Below are 23,981 nucleotides of genomic sequence, written 5' to 3'. Positions count from 1 at the left end.
CATTACTCCGAATGTACGTCATCAGTTGCAGTTTCCATATGCATAATAAAACCTAGTTTCAATTGCCTTGTTTCATCGTTACCAGAACAGCTTATTGTATGATTACCTTCACTTGTTCGCGTGATGAATTTAATTTTTTTGATACCAGAATATCCTTCGGTAACCATATCTACACCAGTCTCTTCAGACTTAATAGCATTTAGTATTCGTTGTTTTGACTCTATATACATAGATTCGGAAACCGTAGACGATATATTAATTGATACAGCTTCCAGTATCGTTTCAGAATCTATTTTAATTACGCTGATATCAACAGATATTCGAGAGTTATCCTCACCATGTTTATGTGCATTTTGAAGTAGTACTGCTAAGCAGTCATATAGTCTATGAACGCTTATTCCAGTGTATTTAGTATCAATGGCCTCTCCAAAAAAATCTACTGAGTTTTGCCTATTAAGATCGATGAGAATTATTTGGCACAGATCTCTTACTGATGCAGATATGAATCCTGTTTGAGGTACTTGAAACCAGTCTGCGACCTTCCTAAATACCTCATTGACTGCTTCATGAAGCTCAGCCTTTATTTGTCCTTCAAGATGACCATCACTAGAAAAATATTTCTCTATAGAGGCGTTAGCTTCTTTCAATAGAGTTGTTTTGATAAATCTTGCAGCACTTTCAAGCTGGGGCGTAATTTGTCTCCAACAAAATGAAATGATTAAATCATTTAGGAGCTCACTACTACCGGCTGTCTGCAGTGTATTGGATAGCTTCCTAATATTATCTTTGGTCGTTGAGTCGTTTAAATCTAGTGTTGAATTAAAAAGTGATCCACTTGGTTTAAATTGAAGATGGTCACGTCTTAGCTTGTCTATTATTGATTTATAGGAGCTCATCCAAGCATCAACAGTTCTACGCATGGCGATGTTAGACATTATATTACGATACTCATTTTTTCTCAGTACTGAGTCTACAGTATCTATGGTTACACCATCTAGTGTATTGTGTCTAATTCGGCGACCTAAATATGATTGAATGCCAAATTCAGTATTCAAACAGAATTGTTCAAAGGCGTCTTTGGCAATTTGTGATATTAGTGGTTCACTTTGAGTATTTATTAATAGGACTAACACGCCAAGTTTACTTCTAGCTTCAATGCTTGGAAAAAGAGACCTATATTGCTCAGTTGAAACGGTAGGGTTGCTATCTAGCCATTTTTTCATTGCGATACTATCGACATACATTCGACTGCTATCAAAATATTTTTGAAGCTTTGATACTTTTGAGCGAGTTGTAATGCTGTCAGCTTCAATGATGTACTCTATCCTATTTAGTTTTTGGCCGACAGCTCTTAATATCTCACAGCGTATCTCTGCTGCTTGTGAAGCATTAGTTACTAACGTATACATTTTTTCCAAGGTTACTTCATCTAGTGAACTAACAATGTAGCTTGCAATCTGTGGTGAGTCGTTAAGTAGATAATTTATAAAATCTAAAATTGAACCATTATGTACACTATTCACGTGCCAAATAAAATCAGTTCTAAAATCAAAGTCTATGTCAGGATCTATAGATTTCTTTCTAAATAAAGCAAGGGCTAGAACTGCGACTAAACTTTTAGTTTCTTGTGGGGCTGTGTCATATATAGCCCTCATTTCCTCTTCGCTTAAAAGCGTCTCCAACTCAATAGTGTTTTCAAAAATAAACTTAACATCATCTTTTGACAGTTCTAATAAATTTGCCCTATCGTTGATCAACCGTAAAAACAAGTATGTTCTATAGACGACATCCATACTATTAATAGGTTTGTCTTTCAGGGGTGAGTTGTCCGGTAATAATAAAAGCGATTTGTCATAAAATGGAACCGATAATTTATAAGCCTTGTTTTCGAAAAAGTCAGCAAGTAGGCGAGCACCAATAACCCGGTCCATATTATTCCTATAAGTAGAATATCTTGGGTACTCTATAAAGGCGGCTGATGTACGATAGATATCTAGGGAGTCAACATGTTCTTCATTCTGCTGTTTGTAATATTCTGTGACAATGCATGTATCCATGCATTTATTCGATGTATTAATTAAGTGATGGATCTTTTCGAGAATGTTCCTGTCAAGATGTTGCTCAAAAATGTCAACTGCTAACTTAAATTCATTTTGGAGATTTAAAATTATTATCACAGAGTGAATTGTATCGATAAGGCATGATTGTGTGGCTCTAAGTAAAAAACTAGCAATATCACTATCATTTAAAGGGGTTGGGATGAAATTACTGAGAGTTATGAACTTTCTAATATCTCTACCAGTTTTCTCAATTAATGCACTTCCTCTTCTTTGAGCTACTTGGAAGAGTGATATTTTAGGGCTCAAATTTTCAAGTGCACTAAAATGTAATCCAGTGTTTTCTTTATGACATATGTTATCTTCTATTTTTGTGATTAACTCCAGAGATGTCGGCTCTAACTCTCTAGCACTTCTTACGTATGCTAACTTATATGATAAAAAATTGGATGCTCCATATCTTTCACTAAATTCCAATAATATCTGTAGTGCTGTGTCCGTATCCATTGTAGTTAATGGTAATAGCTTTTCCATGAATTTAAGAACTTCATCGGAATCATTCTGTTCGGAGTTAATATATCCAATGGTGTAACGAATTTCCTTTTTAAATTCCAATGGGGAAACTGACGTTAGTTTAAATAAGTCACTACTGGTTTTTTTTCTAGCACTACCTAGAAGACCATCTGAATTGTTTAAGATTGCACCTATTAATTCGCAATCATATAAATTGTTACCCCTTCTTATTTCATCTATTTCAATAGGGCCTACGTCTGTCTTTATTATATATCCTCGCAGAAGGTTTCTTTTTTCTGGATTCCTTATTTTTGATATGAGGTGGTATATTTTAGGTGTTCGAAAAACTTTAGGTGTATGGAATTCATTCATATGTATTAGAAGCCTTTTATAAGAGATGTATATGTAAATGTTTATCGAGCGTATAAAGGATGTTGAAATGCTAATGACATCGCAAAATTGTCTAATTTTAAGTTTTCTGAAAGAATTACTATCTCTGTTACCTTACCGGTAGCGAATAGAAACCCACGCTACCGCCCCTGGATTACAGCTTCCAGTGCGCTTCATCGGCCAGCGGGTGGGGCCCGGATGGTGCTGTAGGCGCCGAATGACCAGCATATGCCCAAGCCTCATACGCAAACCAGTCAAAAATTGACGTAACTATCAGGAATATCTGCGTTTTATGCGCCAGTTCAAGAAATCGCAGAGGCAGAGCACGGGATTCTCATGGCCCTTGATTTTATTGGGGTTGGCAGGCGTGTTGGGGAAGAGTGGGGCTGGCGTGCCGTTGGGGAGGCTGGCTGGGGGCAATCCCGCGCTGCCAATCGGCGTTATAGTGCGGGCGATGGTTGCCCGGCTTCCGGCCGCTTGGCTGGCGATGCGGGGGATCTGCGGCAACAATCAGCAGTTGCATATACATCACAATAAGGAACGTCATATGAAGCGTATTGCCATCCTGTTCGGCCTGTTTTGCAGCGGTGTACTGCTGACCAGCACGGCCTTTGCCCAAGATAGCGCCCAGTTGCAGTGTGCGGCGCAGGCTGCAGCCAAGAAGCTGAACGGCGCTGCCAAGACCAGCTTTATCGGCAAGTGCGTCAAGGATGCTGCCGCTACTGAACCGGCCAACGGCAAGGCAGCCCAGTGCGAAAAGGCGGCCGCCGACAAGAAGCTGGCTGGCGCCGCCAAAAACAGCTTTATCCAGAAGTGCGTGAAAACCGATGCGGCCACCGACAAGACTGCCCAATGCGAGAAGGCTGCCGCTGACAAGAAGCTGGCAGGCGCGGCCAAGAACAGCTTTGTCCAGAAGTGCGTCAAATCGGCATAAGCCGACAGGTTGACAGTGCATGCTAGCGGGGGCCATCAGGCCCCCGTGCTTTTTGGGGCGGGAATGACGAATGGAGCGGAGCACTAGGCTTGTACTGGGGCGGCAATAGCGACACTATTGACTCCTTTTATGGGTTCCGCAGAGGTGCAGCCATGACCTGTCGTGACCGGACGAGGCGTTGGCGAGCCACATTTGTGCGGGATTACGCGGGATAAAAGGGAGCAGAGCAGGATGATGGAAGGGACGGAATGGCGCTGGCTCAATGAACCGGCCCAGTGGCACCTGACCAGCGATGGCTTGCTGGTGGTGACGGACCAGCAGACCGATTTTTGGCGCAGCACCTGGTATGGCTTCGAGCGCCACAGCGGGCATCTCTATGGTTGTGAGGTGGCGGGGGAGTTTACCTTTCAGGTCTGCGTCGAGGGGGAGTTCACCACCCTCTACGATCAGGCGGGTCTGATGCTGCTGCAAGACGACGCGCACTGGCTCAAAGCGGGGATCGAGTACAACGATGCCCAGCCGATGATTGGCAGCGTGCTCACCAATCCGCGCTCTGACTGGGCCACCAGCATTTTCACCGGCAATCCGCGCCGCTTCTGGCTGCGGCTGACCCGGCTGGCCGACTGCCTGCGTTTGCAATACTCCACCGATGGCAAGGTGTGGCCGCTGCTGCGCCTCGCCCCTTTCCCGCCAAGCGAGCGCTGCTTTATCGGGGTGATGTGCTGCACCCCGGAGCGGCAGGGGCTGGCGGTGCGCTTCTCGGATCTGCGCCTCACGGCTCCTCTTGGCAAGGTGCTGCATGACCTGAGCTAGGTCAGCGTTTGTTGGCGCAGTGAAAGCGTTAACCGGCAGAACCAACAATGTCATCGGCCCGTTGCGCCAGTAGCAGGGTCTATCCAGCGGGAGGGCAGTCGCTCTCCCGCTTTTTTATGCCGGTTGCCCAGCGCGTCAGGAATGGCGGGTGACTGTGGCGGGCAAGCCGTAGCAAGCAACGTCGAAAAGCATGCAGCACGCAATGCAGCAGACAACAAGTTGCCGGAACTGGGATCTCGATCGGGGTAACAGGACTTTTGTCCTGCAAGGGGAGGCCGGGCGGGGGCTAGGATGCGCTCATCCACACGAGTCAAACTGGAGCACAACAACAATGACAGCTCATATCAATGCCAACCCGGGCGATTTCGCCGAGACCGTTATCATGCCGGGGGATCCGCTGCGGGCCCGCTATATCGCCGAGACCTTTCTGACCGATGCGCGCGAGGTGACCAATGTACGCAACATGCTGGGCTATACCGGCTACTACAACGGCCAGCGCATCTCTGTGATGGGCCACGGCATGGGGATCCCCTCCATGGTGCTCTACGCCCACGAGCTGGTGAACGACTTCGGGGTCAAGCGCATCATCCGTATCGGCAGTCTGGGGGCGACCCAGCGCCACGTGCAGATGCGCGATGTGATCCTGGCGCAGGCGGCGGGCACCGACTCCCCCACCAATGCCAAGCGCAGCGCCGGCTATCAGATGGCGACCTCGGCCGATTTTTCCCTGCTGCACAAGGCGTTCACCAAGGCGCAGGAGAAGTCGATTCCGGTCAAGGTGGGCAATATCTTCACCGGTGACCTCTATTACGATCCGGACGAAAACCTCATTCCGGCGCTGGAGAAGTTCGGCGTGCTCGGCATCGACATGGAGGTGGCCGGTCTCTACGGGCTGGCCCACCAGCAGGGGATCGAGGCGCTCGCCATCCTGACTGTCTCCGACCACTGCCTGACCGGTGAAGAGACTACGGCCGAAGAGCGGCAGCTCTCCTTCAACCAGATGATCGAGCTGGCGCTGCATACCGCGCTGTAAGCGCTGCCGCTCAGCCAGCCCTGCCCGCACCCTGTACCTTATGAGAGATCCAATATGAACAATAAGCTCTCCCTCACTGCCATCAGCTTCCTGGCCAACTTCGTGATGGCCGGTTTTGCGACCCAGTTCGGCATGCTGATCGAACCCATCGCCGCCAAGTTTGGCGCCGATGTCAATCAGGTGGCCTCCATCTTCTCCCTGCTCAACGGCGGGGCGCTGGCGGGCACCATTGCCGCCTTCTTCCTCATCGAGAAGGTGGGCCTCAAGCGGATGACGCTGCTCTGCTACGGCCTGATCGCGCTGGCGGCGGCCTCGCTCCATCTGACCGGTTCCCTCTATGTGGTTATGGCGGCCATGACGGTGATTGGCCTGTGTGGCGGGGTGGGGCTCTGCATTGCGGGAACCCTGGTGGTGAGCGTCTGGAAGGCGCGGATGCAGAGCACCATGCTGGTGGTGCAGGATGCTACCTTCAACGTGGCCGGGGTGGTCTTCCCGCTCATCACCACTTACACCCTGACCCACGCCATGGCGTGGAGCTGGAGCTATCTGGCGGTGGGCGTGGTGGCGCTGGCCACCATGCTGGTGGCGGTGCTGACCAATTTTCGCAGCTGCGAGGCGGGGGGCGAGAGCGCCGGTAACGAGCACTCGGAGTGGAACCTTGGCATCATCAGCGGCGGCTTGGGGCTCTTTCTCGGCATGTTGGCGCTTTACACCTTCCTCACCTGGGCGCCCATGTTCGTGAAGAACAAGTTCGGCATCCCCTTCGAGGAGGCGGGCAACATCATCACCCAGTACTGGACGGCGGCCCTGCTCGGCGCCCTGGTCTCGACCGCTATCGTGACCCGCATTCCGATCCGCACCTTCCTGCTGGTGATCATCACCCTGGCGATGGGGATGACGACCTTGATCGTTACCACCGACAACCTGAGCCAGCTGCCTTACCTCACCTATGGTTACGGCTTTGTCTGCGCCGCGCTCTACAACGCCTTTATCGCCTACGGGGTGTCGTTTGTGCGCCAGGCATCGAGCAAGAACGTCTCCTATATCCTTATCAGTGGCAGCGCGGGGGCCATGTTCAGCCCGGCCATCAGCGCCCTGCTGGAGCAGGTGATCGGCTTGCAGGCAGTGATGTACGCCATCCCGCTGATCTACGGCCTGATCCTCGCCATGCTGGTGGCCTCGCTGCGCATCGCCCGGCCCCAGCCCTGTCTGGCCTGAGTTGGGGAGTGAATAACAAGAGGGGCGGTATCGACCGCCCCTTTTTTATTTTGTGTTGGGCTGGGTGGTTATGGCTGTTCGAGAAACCCCTTGAGCCCCGCCAGATCGCGGATCTGCAACCCCTCTTCACCGCGCTCCACCAATCCCTGATCCATCAGCTCCTTTACTGCCCGTCGGTAGACGCGGTCCGTGGTGCCGAAGCGTTCCGCCTCCTGATACCCCTTGCGAAAGCCGCTCACCGGGTTGTGGTGACAGTGGCTGTGATAGAGGTCGAGGGCGATGTTGTAGCTGATGGGGTAGAGCATGCGGCAGGTGAAGATATCCACTGTGTCCTGATAGTCGATGGCAATCGCTGTGGCGAAGAAGAGCGCCACCTTGGGGTGGGCGACCAGCGCCTGCTCCAGCCGTTCGCCGTCGATGCGAGCCACCTGAAGCGGCTCCTCGGCCATGATGTCGAGCTGGCAGCGATAGCCGGTGAAGAACTCCATCTCGCCAAACAGCTGGTTGTCGCACTCCAGGGTGCCGAGTTGAAAGCGGCGGCCGTTCATGGCGGTGTGGCCCATGGCGATGCGGCCGTTTGGCACCAGCACCAGATCCCGCAACGGCTCCCCCTGGCGCATCAGAGGCTCCCCCTCGGAAATAAGGCGCCGCTCCATGATGCAGGAGCTGACCACCTGTTCGATGAGATCGTGGCCGGCTTGCCAGTGGGGCTGGAAGCGCCCCTTGAGAAGGGGTTTGAGTTGCATGAAGTGCGTGCGCCTGCTGAAAATAAGCGGCTATTACAGCACGTTAGCCAGGCCCGATTCCAGCACTGCCAAACAGACCCGGCCCCTGCTCAACGAGATCAGCCTATTCACTGCTGTTGTCGACGACGACTCTGGCGCGTCCCGCCTCCTTGGCTTGGTAGAGCTGGCGATCTGCGGCCTCAAGCAACTGCTGTGGCGAACTTGCCAGAGTGGGTATGCGGGTGACGACGCCCAGGGAGATGGTGACCACCTTGGCTACGTCCGAGGCGAGGTGCTCGATGGCCAGCTCGCGCACGGCGACGCACATGCTTTCGGCGATATGGACTGCACTGGCCAAGGGGGTGTTGGGCAGTATGCATGCAAACTCCTCGCCGCCGTAGCGAGCCACCAGGTCGTGTGGCCTGCCCACCCGTTCGGCCAGTACTGATGCGATGGCTTGCAGACATTGATCTCCGGCCTGATGGCCATAGTGGTCGTTGTAGCGTTTGAAATAATCGACATCGAGCATGATGAGGGAGAGTGGCGTGCGGTCACGACAACCCTGGCGCCACTGCAGCGCTAGACCATCATCGAACTGGCGCCGGTTTGGTATGCCGGTGAGGCCGTCCAGCATGGCGAGATTGCGTAGCAAGTCCCCCTGCATTTTCAGGGTCAGGTGGGCCTTGACTCTGGCCCTGACAATGTTGGGGCTGATGGGCTTGCTGATGAAATCAACTGCACCGAGTGCCAGACCATACTCCTCATCGGTCTCTTCCTGCTGGGCCGTGATGAAAATAATGGGAATGCTCTGGGTATCGGGATCCTCCTTGAGTCGCAGGCAGACTTCGTGACCGCTCAGACCTGCCATGATGACATCCAGCAGTATGAGGTCTGGCATCAGGTTGTGACAAAGCGCGATGGCCTGTTCCCCGCTGGTTGCCATGAAGACGTCGCACTCCTCGCGAAAGAGTTGGTGCAGTAACCGTATGTTGATCGCCTGATCATCAACAATCAGCAACTTGGGGCGGCGGGTGATGGGCAGGTTCCAGGGCATCAGTGCGGGCTCCGTGGCTGAAGATTCAACAGTGTGTGCCATAGGGTGAGGGCAGCGGTGAAGTCCAGATTGTCGATCAGGGTGGCGAATTGACTGAATGTGGTGCCCAGATGCGGTGGCGTCTTGCGCCCGAGCGCGTCAGCCAACTCGACAGCCTCCAGATTGCCACTCTCCAGCAAGCTCATGATCTCCTGCATGGCTGCCTGCCACTCGGCGAGTGGCAGGGCATCAGCCTGTGTCTGGAGGGGGCGCAGCAGCGGGGAGGTGAAGGTCCGGTTCAGCCGTTCAGTGCTGAGCCAGGCGGTCTCTTGCAACTGAATGAACCAGCTTTCGTCGTTCAAGATTTGCCTGGCCTGCTGCTCGTCTGCGTGCAGCAGGGTTTGCTCCTGTTCTCTGGCCTGGGCAGCCAGTCTGCTGGCCCCCATGGTACTGGCGCTGCCCTTGATGGCATGCAGTGTGGCGCAAACCTCTTTGACTTGTCCGGTCGTAATGGCCTGGTTCAAGGCGACCAGCTGTTCCGCCAGGTCCGGACCGAACAGGCTCAGGATCCGGTGTAGCAGTTCGATATCGTCATCAAAGCGCTGGCGTATGATGGACTCGGCCTCTAACAGGGCCTCACCCGTATCGGGTGTTTCTACCAAGGTCGGGGCCTGTGTGGCGGTCGCTACCCTGCCGGTTTGTACCAGCAAGGTCGAGACCAGCGGTTCCAGGGCGATGGGTTTACCCACGTGCTCATTCATGCCGGCGGCCAGGCAGAGTTGGCGATCCGTTTCCGATACATTGGCGGTCATGGCGATGATGGGCAGATTGGTAAACTGTGGATGGGCACGGATCTGACGTGTCGCTTCCAGTCCGTCGATATCCGGCATTTGCATATCGATCAGCACGGCGTCAAAAGCAGGGTTTTGCTGCAATACCATGGTCACGCCATCCCGCCCGCACTCGGCAAGTTGTACCCGGGCACCCTCGCAGCCAAGCAGCTCGAAGGCAACCTGGCGATTGAGAATATTGTCTTCCACCACCAGCAAGTGAAGGCCGCTCAGCCGCCGGGTATGCTGCATTGGCCCGCTTGGGGTGGTGTCGCGCCCATGGATCGCCTGATAAATGGTGTCTGCCAGCTGTTTTGGCGTCACCGGTTTGGTCAGCAGGCTGGTGAAGGGGGTAACACCTGACTGGTGAGACTCGGTAAGTATCTCGTGGCCATAGGCGGTGATCATGATGATCTTGGGCGCAGGATGCAACGCTGCCTGCTGTTGGATCCGTGCGGCGGCGCTCAGTCCATCCATATCCGGCATGCGCCAATCCATCAGGACAATGTCAAAGGGATGTCCCTGATCGTGAGCCTCGCTGACCCGCCGTATCGCATCTTCACCGGAGTGAACACACTCTGCCTGCCACCCCAATAACGACAGAGTGCGTTGCAGCAGCTCTGTTGCCATCTCACTGTCATCGGCAACCAGGATCTTCAACGAGGGGTCCAGACCGTGGCAGGCCTCTTTGATTGACTGGGATTCGGCCTGTGCCAGTGTGATGTCAAACCAGAAGTGACTGCCACGCCCCGGCTCGCTTTCGACCTGCAGCTCCCCTCCCATCAGGGTGATGAGGCGCTTGCAGATAACCAGCCCCAGCCCGGATCCGCCAAAACGGCGGCTGGTAGAGGTCTCGGCCTGGGTGAAGCTTTCAAAGATGCGTTCCAGCTGGTGGGGGCTGATCCCGATGCCACTGTCGGTCACAGACATGCGCAGGGTCACAGCCTGCTCATGATGGGCCAGCAGCGCTACTTTGATGATCACATGCCCCTTGAGGGTGAACTTGAGGGCATTGCCCGCCAGGTTGGTCAGGACCTGTTGCAACCGCATGCTGTCACCAATGAGGTGATTGGGCAGGCGGGGGTCGATATCAAACATGACGTCGATCTGCTTCTGACTTTGGTTGCCATCCAACACTATGGCCAGATCACGCATCAGGCTTTCGATGTCAAAGGCATGCAAATCGAGCTGCAACTTGCTGGCCTCGATCTTCGAGTAGTCGAGAATGTCGTTAAGTAGGCCCAGCAGGGATTTGGCTGCCGAGTGTGCCTTGACCACATAATCAAGTTGGCGAGAGGTCAGGTCTGTGTATTGGATCAGTTGCAACATACCCAGCACGGCATTGAGCGGAGTGCGTATCTCATGACTCATGTTGGCCAGGAAAGAAGACTTGGTCTGACTGGCCGCATCGGCCTGCTCCTTGGCATAGAGCAGGCGTGACTCCAGCTCGGTCTGGGCCGTAATGTCTCGGTTGAAACCTATGACGCGAAGGGCCTTGCCTGTGCTGTCTCTCTCCACCTTTGCGCCAGCTTGTATCACACGCTGTTCACCACTGGATAATGTTACCCTGAACACGGGGTCATAAACCCCGGTCCCGGCCACGGCCCGTTGCAGGCTGTCGGTAGTGGCCGCCACATCGTCCGGATGTACCCGGCTCGCCCAGTGCTGATAATCGAGCCCCTCATTTCTGAGTGCCAACGGCAGGTCATAGATCTCGAACATGCGGTCGCTCCAGATCAGGGCGTTGGTCTCAAGATCCCAGGACCAGATCCCCAGTTCGGCCACCTCTGCAGCCATTTGCAACTGATCACGGGTCGACAGGATCTCCTTGCGTTGTGCCAACTGCTGGGTCATGTCGGTGATGATGCAGACGAACATGGTGGAACCCGCGGCTTGCATCATCCCAATTGACATTTGCAGGGGGAACTCGGACCCATCATGCCGCAGACCAATAAACTCCTTGCTCATGATGCTGGCCAGATTGATCTGAGTGAATGAATGAAAAAATGGGACATCTGTCTCGGCGTTATCCGTTGCTTTCAACAAATCTTCAATCCGCTTGCCCTGGGCTTCTTGTGACTGATAGCCGAAGGTGCTCTGTCCGGCTGGGTTGAGGGACTGAATGATGCCCTCTTGATCTATGGTCAGGATGGGATTGACCGCCGTATCCAGGATGGCTCTAGTGATTTCAAGGCTCTCTGCCAGCTTTTTCTCGGCCGCCTTGCTCTGGGTTATATCCAGCCCTATGCCCAGATAGCCACGGCTTTCGCCCTGTGCATCGCGGATGGCCGTGATCACCAGGGTTACGGGGAAACGTGTGCCATTCTTGCGCACATAGGTCCATTCCCGGCTCTCGGCCCCATCCCGCTCAGGTTTATAGATGAACACCTGGAAGCCGCCGATTTGCTGGCCATACTCACTGCTCAGTTCGGTACCGCGTGCCATCACCTCATCACGAACGTGAAAAATGCCCGGTGTCTGCGTACCGACGACCTCGTCGGCACGGTAGCCAAGGAGTCTTTCTGCCCCTTCATTGAATAGTGTGATGGTGCCCTCAAGGTCGGTCGCTATGATGGAGATGGCAGAGGCTGAACGCAGCACATTGCTCAATAACACATTGATCTTGCTCAGTTCAGCCGTACGCTCCGCGACCTGATTCTCCAGATTGGCATTGAGCACCAGTATTTGCTCCTCTGCCTTCTTCTGCGCCGTGATGTCCCTGATGGTTTCTGAGATACCGACTATCTTGCCCCGGTTGTCATAAATGGGGGAGATGGAGATGGACAGATCCAGCATGTGTCCGTCTTTGTGCTGACGGCGGGTGTGGAAGCTGGGGATCTTTTGCCCCTGCCCAACGCTTGCCAGAAGGGCTTTCTCGTTGGCGTCATCATCACGGGTACCGAACAGTTCAGCACTGCTGTGCTCTAGGGCCTCCTCGGCCGAGTAACCAAACAGATCTTCTGCCCCCTTGTTCCAGCTCACGAGGATGCCATTCGGTGTCTTGGCGATGATGCCATCGCTGGCGCTGGCAACAATGGCTGCCAACTTGGCCTGGTTTTCAATGACCCTGAGGCGCTGTTGCTGACCAATAGCCCGCATGCGGAAGACCAGCATGGTCAGCAGGGTGATGATGCCGCCGGTGAACAATATGATTAACGGTGAGGTCTGCTGGAGTCGGGTCAGATAGAGGGCGTGAGCATTGAGGGAAATCAGCCAGAGGCGGCCATAAATGTTCCGCTCGGTGGTGTGTGTCATGACGATATGATGAGGATTGTTTGATTCTTGGGTGAGGGCGCTGGTGTAGAAGGGCTTTGCCTGTTGCGTTGCAGTGATATCACTGAGGCTGATGTGAAAGGTGTCGCTTTCCAGATGCAAGGCGCCTAGCACCTCCTCTGTCAGTAGAGGGGCGTAACTCCAGCCAAACCCTGCTTTTTCCCGCTCATTGCTGGTGGCGGGTGTGGTCACGGTGCGATAGATAGGCATCATGATCAGAAAGGACTGCAATGGCTTGCCCGTGGCTTGAATCAAGGTAATAGGGGCGGTCAGTCTGACTTCACCACTGCGAATGGCAGAGAGTGCGGCCTCGCGACGTGACGTTTCGGAGGCAATGTCCAGTCCGATTGCCGCCTGATTACGGGATTCCGGCTCTATGTATTGGATGATGAAATGCTCACCGTGATAGGCCGACAGCTGTTGAATGGTGAAACCTGGCCGCCCATCCTTCTGGACGTAGTTGATGAAGTTATCGAGGTCGGCATTGCTGACCCGTCTGATAAACCCGAAGCCGCGAGCGCCGGGAAATTCTTTGTCCACGTCTCGGGTCAGGCTATAGCGAACGAAGTCCTGATGACTGAAGTCATGTTCGCCAGCGGTTAAAATCGCACCACGTACCCCCCTCAGCCCATATTGATAAAGCTCTATCCGGGTCTTTATGGTGTCAGCGATGTCTTCCGTGGTGGCGGCGATGGCCACCTGAGCCTGCTTGTCATTGTTGTATTGGAGGAGAATTGCGCCAAGCAGGGAGAGCAGAAGGCCGAGGCATAAGATCAGGATCGCACTCCTGTTCAAGATAAAAAAGGGGTGGTGATTGCTCACGTGGAAGCCTCCCTGCTTCACTGGAACGCACCAGACATGTGCGCTCGGCCTTGTCAGCCAGAGTAACGTTAACTCATTGGAAGTAAAACTTAATATCCAGCATTTAGAGACAAGGGCGCGGAGAGTGGTGCCCGTGTCTGGTTAGAAGATGGTATCAAATGGGTTTCAACATAGCTTAATACCAATCGCCACCTTCCGCTCAGAGCAGAGGTTGCTGAGAAGCGGCCTGCATCCGGTCATGCAAACCGGTAAGAGCCCATATAGAGGCTGCCGCCATCCCAGCTGTCGTGCAGCTTGTGGGGCTTGTCCTGGCCGGCGGCCCCCAGGGCCACAAACAGCGGGCGCAGGTGATCGTCATGGGGGTGTGCTTCCACCGCTCCCGGGGCGCGCGTTCTGTACTCTTCCAGCGCGGGCCTGTCACCCTCGCTCATTGTCTGCTCCAGCCAGTTCACAAAATCGCTGGCCCAGCCGGGGACGGGCGAGTTGTCCGGCCCGAGAGCCCGCAGGTTGTGGGTAATAGCGCCGGAGGCCAGTATGCCTATCCCCTGTTCGCGCAGGCTCTGCAGTGCTTCCCCCAGTTGCCATAGCTGGGCTGGGCTGAAACTGGCCGGAATGGAGATCTGCACCAGGGGGATCTCGCTTGCCGGATCCATCAGGGAGAGCGGCGACCAGACGCCGTGATCCAGCTCGCGGCGCACCTGTGTAGCCGGCAAGCCCGCCAGCATCAGCTGATCGCCTACCGCCTCCTGCAACCACAGCGGACTCGTTGCCGGCCAGCGAATATGGTAGAGCGGCTCCGGAAAACCGTAGAAGTCATACATGAGCGCCGGATTGGGCTCGACGTTGATCTGCAGGTCGGTGCGGCTGAACCAGTGTGCCGAGATCACCACCAGTCCCTTGATATCGCCAAGGCGCAATGTTTTCAGGAAGTGGGTGGCCGGCTGGTCGCGCAGAACCAGATCCGGAGCGCCGTGAGAGATAAACCAGACGGGGGCGATAGACATGACAAGACTCCATATAAGCTGTGTCGGTACGCATTGCGTACCCGAAACCGGGGTCAGGGCGTCGGGCCACTGACGATGGGGTCATTATCTGCCTGGGATGCAAGGTTAACAATCTAGCGCTATGTATAAGCACTGTTCACCATTGGTTGATAGTAACAGTGGTTGGCGTGACAAGGCTGGGCCGCAGACAAGCAGAAACAACAAGGCCAGCGCAGTGCGCTGGCCTTGTCATAAGGCGCTGTCGAGGGACGGACTTACTGGATGCCCAGCAACTCAACGTTGAAGATCAGCACGGGCGCTCAGTGGGATCTTGCCAGCGGCACGATTGGCATAAGCCTGCTTATTGAATACCCAGCAGCTCAACGTTGAAGATCAGCACGGGCGCTCAGTGGGATCTTGCCAGCGGCGCGATTGGTATAAGCCTGCTTATTGAATACCCAGCAGCTCAACGTCGAAGGTCTGCACGGGCGTTCAGTGGGATCTTGCCAGCGGCGCGATTGGCATAAGCCTGCTTATTGGATACCCAGCAGCTCAACGTCAAAGATCAGCACGGATCCCGGCGGTATCTTGCCAGCAGCACGGTCGCCATAAGCCAGATTGGCGGGGATGTAGAAGCGGGTCTTCTCACCTTCCACCATCAGCTGTACCCCTTCGGTCCAGCCGGCGATCACCTGATTGAGGCCAAACTCGATGGGCTCGCCACGGGCGACCGAGCTGTCGAACACTGTGCCGTCCAGCAGCTTGCCCTCGTAGTGCACTTTCACCTTGCTGGTGGCGGTGGGGTGAACCGTGCCGCTGCCCGGGGTCAGCACCTCGTACTGCAGGCCGGAGGCCGTGGTGGTCACCAGGGGTTTGTCTTTGTTGCTGGCGAGGAACTCGGCGCCCTTGCGCACATTGTCTTGTGCCAGCTTTTTGTTGTTGCTGCTCGAGTAGAAGTAGTAGGCGACACCGGCAACCAGCAGCGCGATCAGAATGAATTTCATCAGTTTTTCCTTAAATGCAATGAAGGCGGCATCTTATCCCAGTCGGGGAGGGAGGGCGAGTCGGGACGCGGGAGGATGTGACGCAGCAGACAGACGACGAGGGGGCCAGGAACCGGCCCCCTCGCCCCATGAGGGCGGATTACTTCGCCGCCACCATCATCAGGGCGGGCAGGGCGAAGAAGAGGCCCGCCACGTAACCCAGCGCCAGCAGCTTGTTCTCGCTGCCCACCCGGGCCAGCCCCTCGGCGGCCCGCACCGGCAACTCGCGCAGGAAGGGCACGCCATAGATGAGCGCCACGGCGAACAGGTTGAACAGCACGTGCACCAGGGCTATGGTCAGCGCCAGCTTGGCCCCGGCGCCGCTGATGGCGGTGGCCGCCAGCAGGGCCGTGATGGTGGTGCCTATATTGGCGCCCAGGGTGAAGGGGTAGAGCTGACGGGTGCTGAACAGGCCGCTCCCCGCCAGCGGTATCATCAGGCTGGTGGTGGTGGAGGAGGATTGCACCATGACGGTGACCAGGGTGCCGGAGGCGATGCCGGTCAGCGGACCACGGCCCAGCGCCTTGTGCAGCAGATCCCGGGCACGCCCCACCAGCACCCGTTGCAGCACTTTGCCGAGCCAGGTGACGCAACCGAGGATCAGCAGTATGCCGATGAGGATGGTGGCGATGGCGCCGCCCTTGCCCGGCAGGAAGGCGACCAGGCCGTCGATGAAGGTGAGGGCGGGGGAGATGAGGGGCTTCATGAAATCCATCCCCTGCATCGAGATGTCGGCGGAGCCCACCAGCAGGTTGGCCAGCGCCTCGGCGCTCTTTTGCAGCAGGCCGAACATCAGCTCCAGCGGCAGGAAGATGAACACCGCCAGCAGGTTGAAGAAGTCGTGGACTGTGGCGGCGGCGAAGGCGCGGCGAAACTCGGCCCTGTCCCGGATATGGCCCATGGAGACTATGGTGTTGGTGATGGTGGTGCCGAGGTTCGCCCCCATCACCATGGGGATGGCCATGCCGATGGGCAGGCCGCCGGCCACCAGACCGACGATCACCGAGGTGACAGTGCTGGACGATTGCACCAGCGCCGTGGCCAGTATGCCGAGCAGCAGGGCGACGAAGGGGTTGCTCGCGAAGGCGAAGATCTGGGCCGCGCCCTCGGCGCCGCCGGAGAAGCCCTTGAAGCCGTGGGAGACGGCGCCGACGGCCACCAGGATCAGGTAGATCAGGGTGATGACAGCGAGCCAGTTGAACAGTGGGCCGGGACGACGGGTCTGCTGTTGTGCGAAAGATGGGGTGCTGTGCATGAAGCCTCTTGGGACAGTCTGCGTGAAAATGGACGGGCGCATTAGACCAAGGCTCCATGACAGAAATATGACAAAGTGACACTTTTATGATGGTTTGATGACATGGCGGCAGGGTGCCGTTCGCGGGGTAACGAGGGGCGTATCGCCGCCCATGGCGGACAACCGGTGTCGGAGCCGGAGCCGATTTTGGCCCGTTTGGCGGCGTGCGGGCCCAGGTGCTTGCACCCGGGAGTCAGGGTTATATGCTGGCCTCCTTTCCTTCCCTCAACGAGAGTGATGTTGTTATGCGAGCATGGGTACTGTGTCTTTCCCTGGGTCTGCTGTCTGCCGGTGCGCAGGCCAGCGTGTTCAAGTCCGAGTGCAACCTCGACAAGGCCGTCAAGAACGAGGCGCTCAATGCGACCCTGGGGGTCAAGGGCAACTGTGACACCGACAAGCTGGTGCGCCAGCAGAAAGAGAAAGCCAAGGCGGAAGTGAAGAAGAACACCACTGACGTGCTGGACAAGAAGACCGCCGGCCTCAAAGAGGGCAAGAGCGATGTGAAGGCGACCCAGCACAAGGTCAACCAGGCCGGGCAGCAGCTCAAGCAGACCCAGCAGGATGTGAAGGCGGTAGCCAAGGATCCGCTCAAGGCGGCCGCCACCGCCGTGATCAACCAGGGCTGATCAGCCGGCCAGCTGCGGGCATGGCAGGCCGGCGCTGGCTGGGTGAAAACAAGAAGGGGAGCCATGGCTCCCCTTCTGCTTTCTTGCTGTGTGGCTCGGTCCCTTATTGGGAGTCGGCAGTCTCTTCGTACTGACGGAATGGAATGCGGAACACGGCGAGGCGCAGGAACAGGTAGGTTACCCCGAGACCCGCCCAGATCAGGCCCAGCTCCAGCGAGCTCTGCTCCAGGTTAATCCAGAGCGCCCCGATAGTGGCGGCGCCGAGCAGCGGCAGCAGCAGGTAGAGCAGGTGATCCTTGATGCTCTTGTTGCGCTTCTCGCGTACCCAGAACTGGCCTATGACCGACAGGTTGACGAAGGTGAAGGCCACCAGGGCACCGAAGTTCACCAGCGCCAGCGCGGTATCCAGATCGAACGATACGGCGGAGAGGGCCAGGCCGCCCACCATCAGCACGTTGATGGCCGGGGTGCGGTATTTCGGGTGGATATAGCCAAACACCCGCTCCGGGATCATGCGATCGCGCCCCATCACGTAGAGGATGCGCGATACCCCTGCGTGCGCCGCCATGCCGGAGGCCAGCACGGCGACCGTGGTGCACACCAGCACCACGCTCTGGAAGAAGGCGCCGCCGACGTAGAGGGCGATCTCGGGCAGCACGGCATCGGGCTCCTTGAAACGGGCCAGATCCGGGAAGTAGAGCTGCAGGCAGTAGGAGACCACCACGAAGATGACGCCGCCGATGAGCGCGGTCAGCACTATGGCGCGCGGTATCACCTTGCCGGCGTTCGGGGTCTCTTCACTGAGCGAGCTCAGACCGTCGAAGCCGAGGAACGAGAAGCAGAGGATGGTGGCACCGGTAAACAGCGGCACCACGCTGGCGGATTCGAAGTGGAACGGCCGGCTGCTCATCAGGGTTGCCGCGCCTTCGCCGTGATAGATGCCCCAGCCCATCAGACCGATGAAGAGGGTGATGATGGCCAGCTGGATCACCACTATCAGGCCATTGAAGTTGGCCACCAGGTTGATGCCGCGCAGGTTGAGGAAGGTCATTACCGTCACCAGACCGAAGATGAAGATCCAGGGGTCGACACCCGGGAACATGGCGGTCAGGTAGATCTTGGCCAAGAGGATGTTGATCATCGGCATGAACATGTAGTCGAGCAGGGAAGACCAGCCCACCATGAAACCGACGTAGGGGTTGAACACCTTCTGGGCATAGGTATAGGCAGAGCCCGCAGAGGGGAACTTGCGCACCAGATGGCCATAGCTGAACGCGGTCAGCAGTATGCCGCCCAGCGCCAGCAGATAGGCGGTGGCGACCCGGCCCTCGGTGATGTCACCGACGATGGCGAAGGTATCGAACACGGCCATGGGGGTCAGATAGGCGAGGCCCATCACCACCACCTGCCACATGCTGAGGGTTTTCTTCAGACGAACGGGTTGCTGCTGGCTCATTCAGGCTTCCTCCTTGCACGGACGGCAGGAAGTGGAATGGCTTGAGGCCATGGGACCGGGTTCTCGCGTACTCACAACATCGGTATGCAAACCACAGACGTTGGTCGCGCGGCGACCAAAGCAGGTTCCGGTGGCGACCGGAGACAAAGCAAACAAGAGCCCCATGTTTTTCCTCATTGCGGCATTAGGTTCATCTGAACCTTGATATCATTTCCGGAATGGTTCCGGCCTCGAGTGGTATTGATTTTTTTTCAAAATGAAAATAACCGATGTGGGATCACATCGGTTATGAAAGCGGCGGGATTTTGCCCCAGATGGGGGGGGAAGACAAGCCACTAAGGCCATTCCAGGCAAGAGAATTATCAATGACCTGGTTTATATCAATAAATGGCGTCCGCTCCCGGGTGTGGGAGATGGACGCCAGCCCAGATGTGGCAGGGGTTGCGGCTCAATAGGTCGGCAAGGATACGCGCCAGAAGGTGGTGCGCAAAAACAGATAAATTCCCCCTATGGCAGCCCAGATAAGGCCGAGGATAAGGGAGGTTTGTTCCAGATTGAACCAGAGAACCGCGACAGTCCCTGCCCCGCACAGGGGCAGCACCAGATATTGCAGGTGATCCCTGAGGGTCTTGTTGCGCCCCTGACGCACGTAATAGCAGGCGATCACCGACAGATTGACCACGGTAAAGGCCACCAGGGCGCCGAAGTTGATCAGGGCCAGGGCGATTTCCAGATCGAAGCTGATGGCCGACAGCGCCAGCAGGCCCACCAGCAATATGTTGAACACCGGGGTCTGCCACTTGGGGTGTATGTAGCCGAAGGTGCGCTGGGGCAGCACCTTGTCCCGCCCCATCACGTAGAGGATGCGGGAGACCCCGGCGTGGGAGGAGAGCCCGGAGGCCAGCACGGCCACGCAGGCGCACACCAGCACCACGCTCTGGAACAGCTTGCCGCCCACGTAGAGGGCTATCTCGGGCAGCACGGCATCCGGCTCCTTGAAGCGGGAGGCATCCGGGAAGTAGAGCTGCAGGGCATAGGCCACCACCACGAAGATGAGGCCCCCCAGCAGCGCGGTCAGGAAGATGGCCTTGGGGATCACCTTGCCTGCCTCCGGCGTCTCTTCGCACAGGGCGCTCAGACTGTCAAAACCCAGGAAGGAGAAACAGAGGATGGTGGCGCCGGTCAGCAGCGGCAGCACCTCGGCGTTGGCGCTGTAGACGGGTTGCAGGCTGACGGCGCCGACCCCTTCACCCTGGGCTATGCCATAGCCAATCAGGGCCAGGAACACCACTATGATGGCGATCTGGATCAGGATTATGATGCCGTTGAGGTTGGCCACCAGATCGATGCCGCGCAGGTTGATGAGGGTCATCAGGGCCGTCATGGCGCAGATGAAGATCCAGGGCTCGACGCCGGGGAAGAGGGCGCTTAGATAGATCTTGGCCAGCAGCATGTTGATCATCGGTAGGAAGACATAGTCCAGCAGGGACGACCAGCCCACCATGAAGCCCACCACGGGGGAGAACTCCTTCTGGGCATAGGTGTAGGCCGAGCCCGCCGAAGGGTAGTGACGCACCATCTGGCTGTAGCTGGTGGCGGTAAAGAGCACGCCGACCAGGGCCAGCAGGTAGGCGGTGGTGACATGACCGTGGGTGATGTCGGTGACGATGCCGAAGGTATCGAACACCACCATGGGGGTCATGTAGGCCAATCCCATCACCACCACTTGCCACAGGGTGAGGGTTTGCTTCAATCGAGCCGGGCGTGGAGCCATTGGCCTATCTCCTTGAATTCGGTGCAGGTTTCCCGCGCAGCGGGCAGGCGCAGGATCCGTGACAGGGGGGCCTCGGCCTTGGAGGGAGCCAAGCGCTCCTGTCATCATTTTTTGGGGCGGCGATGATACCGTATGAGCAGGCCGTCCGCGATGGGCGGCCTGCGGTTATCTGACGGTATTTTTCGCACCGACTGGCAAAACGGCGCGGATCTAGCCTTGACTGGCGGCCGTGAGTGCCTGTTCCAGCAGACCCAGCCCTTCCTCGATCAAGGCCGGGGAGGCGGTGAGGGGGGCCAGGAAGCGGATGACGTTGGCCCGTACGCCGCAGGAGAGCAGCACCAGCCCGCGCTTGCCCGCCTCGGCCACCAGCCGTTTGGTGAGATCCGGATCGGGTTGGCCGGCATCGCGTCCCTTGACCAGCTCCATGGCCACCATGGCGCCGGGGCCTCGGATGTCGCCGATGCAGTCGAAGCGTTCCGCCAGCTGGTGCAGGCGGGCCTTGATCTGCTCACCCTGGGTCAGGGCTTGCTGGTTGAGCCGCTCCTCCTCGATCACCTCCAGCACCGCCAGGGCGGCGGCGCAGGCGATGGGCGAGCCCGCATAGGTGCCCCCCAGACCGCCCGGCTTGGCGGCGTTCATGATGGCCGCCTTGCCCACCACTGCCGAGAGCGGGAAGCCGCCGGCCAGGCTCTTGGCGAGCGTCATTATGTCCGGCTCTATGCCGCTGTACTCGGTGGCAAAGGTCTTGCCGGTACGACAGAAACCGCTCTGGATCTCGTCGCAGATGAGCACTATGCCGTGCTGATCGCACAGCTTGCGCAGGCTTTGCATGAAGCTTGGGGAGGCGGCATAGAAGCCACCCTCACCCTGCACGGGTTCGAGAATGATGGCCGCGACCCGGGCCGGCTCTATGTCCGAGCTGAAGCAGAGATCCAGCGCCGCCAGGGCGTCGGCCTCGCTCACCCCCAGGTAGTCGCTCGGGAAGGGCAGGTGATAGACCTCCCCCGGGAAGGGGCCGAAGCCGGTCTTGTAGGGCACTACCTTGCCGGTCAGCGCCATGCCCATCATGGTGCGGCCGTGAAAGCCCCCCTTGAAGGCGATGGTGCCGCTGCGACCCGTGTGGGCGCGGGCTATCTTGATGGCGTTTTCCACCGCCTCGGCGCCGGTGGAGAGAAACAGGGTGCGCTTGGGGGTGGATCCTGGCACCAGGGCGTTGAGCTTCTCGGCAAGCTCGATATAGCCGGGGTAGGGGGTGACCTGGAAGCAGGTGTGGCTGAACTTTTCGAGCTGTTCACGCACCGCCGCCACCACTTTCGGGTGGTTGTGGCCTGTGTTGAGCACGGCGATGCCGGAGGCAAAGTCGATGTAGCGGTTGCCCTCCACATCCCACAGCTCGGCGTTCTTCGCCCGCTCGATAAACACCGGCAGCAGGGTGCCGACGCCGTTGACCACGGCGGCTTCACGGCGGGCTTGCCAGGCCTGGTTGTTGTTTGCATGACTCATGTTTTCCTCCATGAGGGGCCAGGGGCCCCTGTCTCAATGATGGCGAGCCTCCCCGGCGGGGAGCACTCACTTCGTCCTTGTCTTGCTGTCTGTCTGCGCTGGCACTATCCCGCCCTGCAGGGCGGGCCCGGTTTGCTCTCCCCCTCGGGGAGACCGGGAGGGCCGGTATAAAACCGCCCCTAGCGAATGCCGCCAAAGCAGAGGTATTTGGTTTCGAGGTACTCCTCCAGCCCCTCGGCCGCGCCTTCACGACCGAGACCCGACTCCTTGATGCCGCCAAAGGGGGCCAGTTCGGTGGAGATGATCCCCTCGTTGATGCCCACCATGCCGTATTCCAGCTGCTCGGCCACCCGCCATACCCTGGCTATGTCGCGGCCATAGAAGTAGGCGGCGAGACCATAGGGGGTGTCGTTGGCGATGGCGATGGCCTCGGCTTCGGTCTCGAAACGCACCAGCGGGGCGACCGGGCCGAAGATCTCCTCCTGCAAAATGGGGTTGCGCTTGTCGACCTTGCCCAAAATGGTGGGCTGGTAGAAGAGCGGGCCGGCGGGATGGGCTTCGCCCCCCAGCAGCAGCTCGGCCCCGGCGGCGGTCGCCTGCCTGACCAGCTCGGCCACCTTGCTGGCGGCGGCCGGGTTGATCAGCGGGCCAATCTGGGTGCCCTCGCTCATGCCGTCCCCCACCTTGAAAGCCTTGACCGCGGCGGTGAGCTTCTCGGCGAAGGCGTCGTAGACACCGGCCTGCACCAGGATGCGGTTGGCGCAGACGCAGGTCTGGCCGGCGTTGCGGTATTTGGAGGCGAGCGCCCCGGCGATGGCGGCATCGAGATCGGCGTCGTCAAACACTATGAAGGGGGCGTTGCCACCCAGCTCCAGCGACAACTTCTTCATGGTGTCGGCGCACTGGCGCATCAACAGCTTGCCGATGCGGGTGGAGCCGGTGAAGGAGAGCTTGCGCACTGTCTTGTTGTTGCACAGCTCGTTGCCCACCGCGGCCGCCTGATGGCTGGTCACTATGTTGATGACCCCGGCAGGAATGCCCGCCTGCTCCGCCAGTGCCGCCAGCGCCAGCGCACAGAGCGGTGTCTCGGCGGCAGGCTTGATGACTATGGTGCAACCGGCGGCCAGCGCCGGGCCCGCCTTGCGGGTGATCATGGCGATGGGGAAGTTCCAGGGGGTGATGGCGGCGACCACGCCCACCGGCTGCTTGATGGTGGCCAGACGCCGGTCGCTGGAGAAACCCGGAATGGTGCGGCCATAGGCGCGCTTGCCCTCTTCCGCGAACCACTGGATGAAGCTGGCGCCATAGGCCACTTCCCCCTTGGCTTCGGCCAGCGGCTTGCCCTGCTCGCAGGTCATGATGCGGGCCAGCTCATCCTGGTTGGCCAGGATGAGCTCGAACCAGGCGTAGAGTTTGTTGCTGCGCTCCTTGGCGGTGAGCGCCGCCCAGGCCGGTTGGGCCGCGTGGGCTGCCTCGATGGCGCGGCGGGTGTCTGCCTCGTCCATGTCGGGCACCTGGGTGATGACCTGACCGGTGGCCGGGTTGTGCACCTCGAAGCGGTGCCCGCCATGGGCCTCGCACCAGCGGCCACCTATATAGGCAAGGGATTTGATCAAGGAGAGAGCAGGTTGTGATGCTGACATGAGAAGCCTCGATTGTGG

16 protein-coding genes are annotated in these 23,981 nt (G+C 57.4%); 5 read left to right on the top strand and 11 right to left on the bottom strand.

The window, feature by feature from the left end:
- Positions 1-2: 2 nt before the first annotated feature.
- Complete coding sequence (locus AACQ95_RS09250) at positions 3-2,942, bottom strand: hypothetical protein (RefSeq protein WP_241278407.1); 2,940 nt, start codon at positions 2,940-2,942, stop codon at positions 3-5.
- A 565-nt stretch (positions 2,943-3,507) separates the two neighbouring features.
- Here AACQ95_RS09250 and AACQ95_RS09245 point away from each other — a divergent pair.
- From AACQ95_RS09245 to tsgA, 4 genes are all read left to right on the top strand, one after another.
- Positions 3,508-3,894, top strand: coding sequence for a hypothetical protein (locus AACQ95_RS09245; RefSeq protein WP_241278406.1), 387 nt, complete (start codon positions 3,508-3,510; stop codon positions 3,892-3,894).
- A 231-nt stretch (positions 3,895-4,125) separates the two neighbouring features.
- Positions 4,126-4,707, top strand: a complete 582-nt coding sequence (locus AACQ95_RS09240) for a DUF1349 domain-containing protein (protein ID WP_241278405.1) — start codon at positions 4,126-4,128, stop codon at positions 4,705-4,707.
- 331 nt (positions 4,708-5,038) lie between these two features.
- Positions 5,039-5,740, top strand: a complete 702-nt coding sequence (gene deoD, locus AACQ95_RS09235; protein ID WP_065401553.1) for a purine-nucleoside phosphorylase — start codon at positions 5,039-5,041, stop codon at positions 5,738-5,740.
- A 54-nt stretch (positions 5,741-5,794) separates the two neighbouring features.
- Positions 5,795-6,958: an MFS transporter TsgA gene (gene tsgA, locus AACQ95_RS09230; protein ID WP_241278404.1), complete on the top strand. Its 1,164-nt coding sequence runs from the start codon at positions 5,795-5,797 to the stop codon at positions 6,956-6,958.
- A gap of 68 nt (positions 6,959-7,026) precedes the next feature.
- On the opposite strand, the gene AACQ95_RS09225 is transcribed toward tsgA, so the two are convergent.
- The 6 genes from AACQ95_RS09225 to AACQ95_RS09200 all read right to left on the bottom strand — a co-directional run bounded on the left by AACQ95_RS09225 (position 7,027) and on the right by AACQ95_RS09200 (position 16,922).
- Entirely contained in the window at positions 7,027-7,704 is a 678-nt protein-coding gene (locus AACQ95_RS09225; RefSeq protein WP_111588126.1) for a Crp/Fnr family transcriptional regulator, read from the bottom strand.
- A 103-nt stretch (positions 7,705-7,807) separates the two neighbouring features.
- Positions 7,808-8,740 (bottom strand): diguanylate cyclase, encoded by a 933-nt coding sequence (locus AACQ95_RS09220; RefSeq protein WP_339357892.1) that lies wholly within the window; start codon positions 8,738-8,740, stop codon positions 7,808-7,810.
- Entirely contained in the window at positions 8,737-13,641 is a 4,905-nt protein-coding gene (locus AACQ95_RS09215; protein ID WP_241278402.1) for a PAS domain S-box protein, read from the bottom strand. Before AACQ95_RS09215 ends, AACQ95_RS09220 begins: the two co-directional genes overlap by 4 nt.
- Positions 13,642-13,877: 236 nt before the next feature.
- Positions 13,878-14,645, bottom strand: coding sequence for a DODA-type extradiol aromatic ring-opening family dioxygenase (locus AACQ95_RS09210; RefSeq protein ID WP_241278401.1), 768 nt, complete (start codon positions 14,643-14,645; stop codon positions 13,878-13,880).
- A gap of 512 nt (positions 14,646-15,157) precedes the next feature.
- Positions 15,158-15,628, bottom strand: coding sequence for an FKBP-type peptidyl-prolyl cis-trans isomerase (locus AACQ95_RS09205; RefSeq protein ID WP_241278400.1), 471 nt, complete (start codon positions 15,626-15,628; stop codon positions 15,158-15,160).
- 139 nt (positions 15,629-15,767) lie between these two features.
- The gene (locus tag AACQ95_RS09200) at positions 15,768-16,922 is read right to left on the bottom strand and encodes a Na/Pi cotransporter family protein (protein WP_241278399.1); all 1,155 of its coding nucleotides are present in this window, start codon (positions 16,920-16,922) and stop codon (positions 15,768-15,770) included.
- 284 nt (positions 16,923-17,206) lie between these two features.
- Between AACQ95_RS09200 and AACQ95_RS09195 the strand changes: the two genes are divergently transcribed.
- On the top strand, positions 17,207-17,587 hold the full coding sequence (locus AACQ95_RS09195) for a hypothetical protein (protein ID WP_043134353.1): 381 nt from the start codon (positions 17,207-17,209) through the stop codon (positions 17,585-17,587).
- A 103-nt stretch (positions 17,588-17,690) separates the two neighbouring features.
- Here AACQ95_RS09195 and AACQ95_RS09190 read toward each other — a convergent pair whose 3' ends face one another.
- From AACQ95_RS09190 to AACQ95_RS09175, 4 genes are all read right to left on the bottom strand, one after another.
- Positions 17,691-19,043: an APC family permease gene (locus tag AACQ95_RS09190; protein ID WP_043134350.1), complete on the bottom strand. Its 1,353-nt coding sequence runs from the start codon at positions 19,041-19,043 to the stop codon at positions 17,691-17,693.
- 448 nt (positions 19,044-19,491) lie between these two features.
- A complete protein-coding gene (locus AACQ95_RS09185; RefSeq protein WP_043134347.1) occupies positions 19,492-20,817 on the bottom strand; it encodes an APC family permease in 1,326 nt (441 codons plus the stop codon).
- Positions 20,818-21,027: 210 nt separating this feature from the next.
- The gene (gene gabT, locus AACQ95_RS09180) at positions 21,028-22,320 is read right to left on the bottom strand and encodes a 4-aminobutyrate--2-oxoglutarate transaminase (RefSeq protein ID WP_103471110.1); all 1,293 of its coding nucleotides are present in this window, start codon (positions 22,318-22,320) and stop codon (positions 21,028-21,030) included.
- A gap of 179 nt (positions 22,321-22,499) precedes the next feature.
- A complete protein-coding gene (locus AACQ95_RS09175) occupies positions 22,500-23,963 on the bottom strand; it encodes an NAD-dependent succinate-semialdehyde dehydrogenase (protein ID WP_241278398.1) in 1,464 nt (487 codons plus the stop codon).
- Between the last annotated feature and the right edge of the window lie 18 nt (positions 23,964-23,981).

It is taken from the genome of Aeromonas sp. MR19 (assembly GCF_963899305.1).
Classification (GTDB): domain Bacteria; phylum Pseudomonadota; class Gammaproteobacteria; order Enterobacterales; family Aeromonadaceae; genus Aeromonas; species Aeromonas bestiarum.
The sequence above is the reverse complement of the archived record's forward strand: the minus strand, read 5'-3'. Positions and strand labels throughout refer to the sequence as shown.